Genomic DNA, 4,066 nt, shown 5'->3' with positions numbered 1-4,066 from the left:
ATACTTAATTTGTCCAGCCAACTGTTTTTTTGGGTGATCGCCTCTCCTCAAAAATAGTTACTTTGTACTATATGCCCATGCCAAAATCGGGGTTAATGCTCTATTTATTTCAAAATGAGAATTGCTGGCCGAAACTGAGCATCGTTGATGATTTTAACCGTTTCTCCTGATTGCTTAATCACAAATAAACCGCGCCGATAAGCATAACTATCTATCCCCTGATCGATTTCAATCCCCGCTACTGCACCATAAACCTGAAAGTCTCGAAATTGGGGAAAGGCTAACTTAAATCGCTGTAATCGATCGAGAAAGTCATCTACATCATCCTTCGAGAGTCGAGATTTACACTCCACCGCCACTAACTCACTGCCATTCACCGCCAGAATATCAATTTCCATCGCTGCCCCGGGACGTTTACTTTTTAAGCGACTCATGGTTTGGGTGACATCAATCCCCCGCTCTTGGAATAACTGCACAACGGCCGGCTCTACCATTTCTTCGACAAAACGCCCCCAACGGGTGGTTAAGTTATTGACGGCTTCGGTGGTGGCTCGTACCTGTTTTTTCAATTCTTCCATCGTGCGATCGGCTTCGGCCCGGCGGCGATCGGCTTCAGCACTACGGCGCTCGGCTTCAGCATTGCGGCGCTCGGCTTCAACATTGCGGCGCTCGGCTTCTTTTTGGAACTCGGCAAATTGAGCCTCGGTTCTTTCAAACAGTTTGTAAATATCGGCGATCGTAATAGCTTCTGACATGGCGTATTCTTGTCTATTTGAGCAAAGCCGATCCTATTCTAGCAACTCGGCTGGTTGAGAGGCTATCGTTCTTTTACCCATCACTTGCTGACAGGATAAATCCGACACCATCCCAGCCAAAAATCGCAAATTTTTTCCTAAAAAAGTTTGGGGTACCCCACTCCCCCAAAGCCTCCCCCAAAGCTGAAAGCCTTAGCCAATAAGCTTTATATTATGCAATTTTTTTTAATTAGACCTCTTGCCTTGGCACATACCCCAGATTTTTTCATAGCAAGTATCAACCTATTGAAGCGGGAAAAATCTTATGTTTTCAATGCTTACGTTCTCAACTGCTACCCTAAAAAACCACCTCAAAAAAAACGGTTTTTTTGTCTTCGATAACCGTTGGGGCGATCGCTGGTTCCAATGTTTAGAGGATATTACCCAAGCAACCCCCGTTATCCAAACTAACGGAGAGATTATCTATCCTATCAAAGCAAATCCTGACGCTATGGGAAAAAGTGACGCACAATCCCCCGGAATTGGGCTTTTACCTCATACAGAATGGTCCTACAAAGCTATCCCTCCTAAATACCTCTGTTTGCGCTGTAAAACTCCGGATCGTTGGGGTGGGGGTGCGACGACTTTGGTTAAGTTTGATGACTTATTGCGTCATTTTACCCTTGAGGAACAACATTTTATGGCGGCTCAACCTCAATATTTTATGTCCAAGGACGGCAAAGAAAGCTGTTTTGCACCAATCTGGCAACGAGATGCCGAAATCATCCGCTTTAGCTATAATGTGCTGGTTTATCGGGAATTTAGCCCCGCTCTTAGTAAACCGATCGCTTCCGGTCTAGATTCCCGTTTAATGGCTTTATGTGGCAAATTTTTGGCACTGTTTGAAGCCTGTCACGTTCCGCTCTATTTAAAAGCAGAACAGATCTTGATCATGGATAATTATACTTGTCTCCATTCTCGCCAATCCTACATTGACCCCAATCGCGCTCTTGAACGGGTAATGTTCGATGTTCCCTAACGGGAAATCGGGGTTAACTACCGGCTTTATTAGTAATGGCGGGAAGCGGATTTGAACCACTGACCTTCGGGTTATGAGCCCGACGAGCTACCAGACTGCTCTATCCCGCGTTGCTTTATCTAGTATAGAACTAAATCTCGGTAAATGCCAAGGAGTTTGTAATATTCCTTTACATTTACCGTCCGACCAGAGGTTAATACTTACGTTCCACGGGGGTGAAATCCTGAATCACTACGGGCATATAGTCGATATCGATGCCGGAGGGGGAATAATAGGCGAGGGTATGCTGAAGGAAATTTTGGTCATCCCGTTGGGGAAAATCCTCGCGGGAGTGGGCCCCTCGACTTTCTTGACGATTGAGGGCAGAGGTGAGGATAATTTCCCCCACCACCATGAGACTTTGTAATTCCCAGGCCTCGATTAGTTCCGTATTCCAGCAATCCCCCCTATCATCCAGGTAAATCTGCTCGTATTGGCGCTTTAATTCGCCGATTTGTTTAATTCCCTCGCGCATGGTCGCTTCGGTGCGAAAAACGCCGCAATGTTGGGTCATACAGTCTTGGAATTGCTGACGTAGTTGACCGATGCGAATCGTGCCTTTTTTGGTCAATAAAGCGGTGATTTCCTCTTTGGCATCCTGAAGGTAAATATCGGGATTAAAGACGGGAAAAGCGCGTTTTTCGACGTATTTAGCGATCGATTTGCCAGTTCTTCTCCCATAGACCACACATTCTAACAGGGAATTACTGCCCAAACGATTGGCCCCGTGAACGGAGACACAGGAACATTCCCCGGCGGAGAAAAAGCCCTCGGTTAGCGTATCGGCACTTAAGCGAACGCGACCATCGGTATTAACGGGAATGCCGCCCATACAATAGTGAACTGTCGGACGTACAGGCATCGGTTCCTCTACCGCATCGACACCGACGAGACGGTGGGCCTCCTCCCAACAGAAGGGAATGCGACTCATAATTTTTTCCCGGCCTAAATGGCGTAAATCCAGATAGACAAAGGGACCCCCGGCGCTACCGTCCAGATTTACCCCCCGGCCGGCGCGAATTTCTAGGGTAATGGCCCGGGAAGTGATGTCCCGGGGGGCTAATTCCATGCGCGAGGGAGCGTAGTCTTCCATAAAACGACGACCTTCGCTATTGATTAAATAAGCACCTTCACCCCGGACCGCTTCCGAGATTAAAACACCGACGGGATAGAGTCCAGTGGGGTGAAATTGGACAAATTCCATGTCTTCTAGGGGAATACCCGCTTTTGCCGATAAAGCTAAACCGTCCCCCGTACAGGCGAAATCGTTGGAGGTGGTGTTATAAACGCGACCATAGCCCCCGGTCCCGAACATAATTGCTTTTGCCCGGAGGATTTCTAACTGTCCGGTGGCGATTTGGTACATTACTACCCCTTTAGCCGTACCTTCTTCGAGGATAAGACGCAAAACGTACCATTCATCGTAGATTTTTACCTGATTACGGCCTAAATTGCTGACTAATTCGTGCAGCATGGCGTGACCAGTTTTATCGGCGGCGTAACAGGCCCGGTTATGGCTGTGACCGCCAAAGGCTCTTTGGGCAATGCGTCCATCTTCGAGACGGGAGAATAACACGCCTAGATGTTCCAATTCGATGATAACTTCGGGGGCTTCTTGGGTGAGGATATCCACCGCATCCTGGTCAGCCAGAAAATCGGAACCTTTGACGGTATCGTAGGCGTGGGCCTTGGGATTATCTTTGGGGTCAACGTTTTGCAGGGCGGCGGCGATACCCCCCTGGGCGGCGACGGAGTGGGAACGAATTGGGTGGGTTTTGGCAACGACAGCAACATCGATGGTCGGGTTGAGGCGTTTGATTTCTAAGGCGGCGCGGCATCCTGCTAACCCACCGCCCACTATAACGACATCGTGTTCTTTCATGGCTGATTTTTCTACGGGCTTCTGTTTCTATGGTGGGGGGAGAATTGCTCGCAAGTCAGTTTTTGTAACCGAGACTTTATATTTCAGAAGACAGGAGATAGGAGATAGGAGACAGGAGACAGGAGACAGGAGACAGGAGACAGGAGACTATTTTTATTGATTAGAGTTCTTGCATAATTAATTTTTGAGAGGGCAAAAATGAGAAAAATAAGCATAAAATTGCATAAAATAACCAAGTAGAGCATTTAATTGATTAATGCTCATTCTTAATTCTCCTGACTACTGACTACTGGCTCGGAGACTCCTCACCTAAAGGAAGATTTTTGATTTTTGCAAGAGGTCTATTCTCCCCACTTCCCCACTTCCCCACAC

3 protein-coding genes and 1 tRNA gene are annotated in these 4,066 nt (G+C 47.5%); 1 reads left to right on the top strand and 3 read right to left on the bottom strand.

Annotated features, from left to right (window positions below; translation table 11 throughout):
- Positions 1 to 104 precede the first annotated feature (104 nt).
- A complete protein-coding gene (locus IQ224_RS22220; RefSeq protein ID WP_002746919.1) occupies positions 105 to 755 on the bottom strand; it encodes a DUF3782 domain-containing protein in 651 nt (216 codons plus the stop codon).
- 304 nt (positions 756 to 1,059) lie between these two features.
- Here IQ224_RS22220 and IQ224_RS22215 point away from each other — a divergent pair, with 304 nt between their 5' ends.
- On the top strand, positions 1,060 to 1,773 hold the full coding sequence (locus IQ224_RS22215; RefSeq protein ID WP_002746917.1) for a TauD/TfdA family dioxygenase: 714 nt from the start codon (positions 1,060 to 1,062) through the stop codon (positions 1,771 to 1,773).
- A 36-nt stretch (positions 1,774 to 1,809) separates the two neighbouring features.
- Here IQ224_RS22215 and IQ224_RS22210 read toward each other — a convergent pair.
- Both IQ224_RS22210 and IQ224_RS22205 read right to left on the bottom strand, forming a co-directional pair.
- Positions 1,810 to 1,883: transfer RNA gene (locus tag IQ224_RS22210), tRNA-Met, on the bottom strand.
- 83 nt (positions 1,884 to 1,966) lie between these two features.
- Positions 1,967 to 3,694, bottom strand: coding sequence for a succinate dehydrogenase/fumarate reductase flavoprotein subunit (locus IQ224_RS22205; RefSeq protein WP_106908804.1), 1,728 nt, complete (start codon positions 3,692 to 3,694; stop codon positions 1,967 to 1,969).
- Positions 3,695 to 4,066 lie beyond the last annotated feature (372 nt).

Source organism: Microcystis sp. LEGE 00066, from assembly GCF_015207925.1.
In the GTDB taxonomy this organism is placed as follows: Bacteria; Cyanobacteriota; Cyanobacteriia; order Cyanobacteriales; family Microcystaceae; genus Microcystis; species Microcystis ichthyoblabe_A.
This window is presented reverse-complemented; position numbering and strand designations above follow the sequence as displayed.

Bases quoted from the DNA above. Each gene is read 5' to 3' on its own strand.
- IQ224_RS22220 (WP_002746919.1), bottom strand. From the start codon at position 755: ATGTCAGAAGCTATTACGATCGCCGATATTTACAAACTGTTTGAAAGA.
- IQ224_RS22215 (WP_002746917.1), top strand. From the start codon at position 1,060: ATGTTTTCAATGCTTACGTTCTCAACTGCTACCCTAAAAAACCACCTC.
- IQ224_RS22205 (WP_106908804.1), bottom strand. From the start codon at position 3,694: ATGAAAGAACACGATGTCGTTATAGTGGGCGGTGGGTTAGCAGGATGC.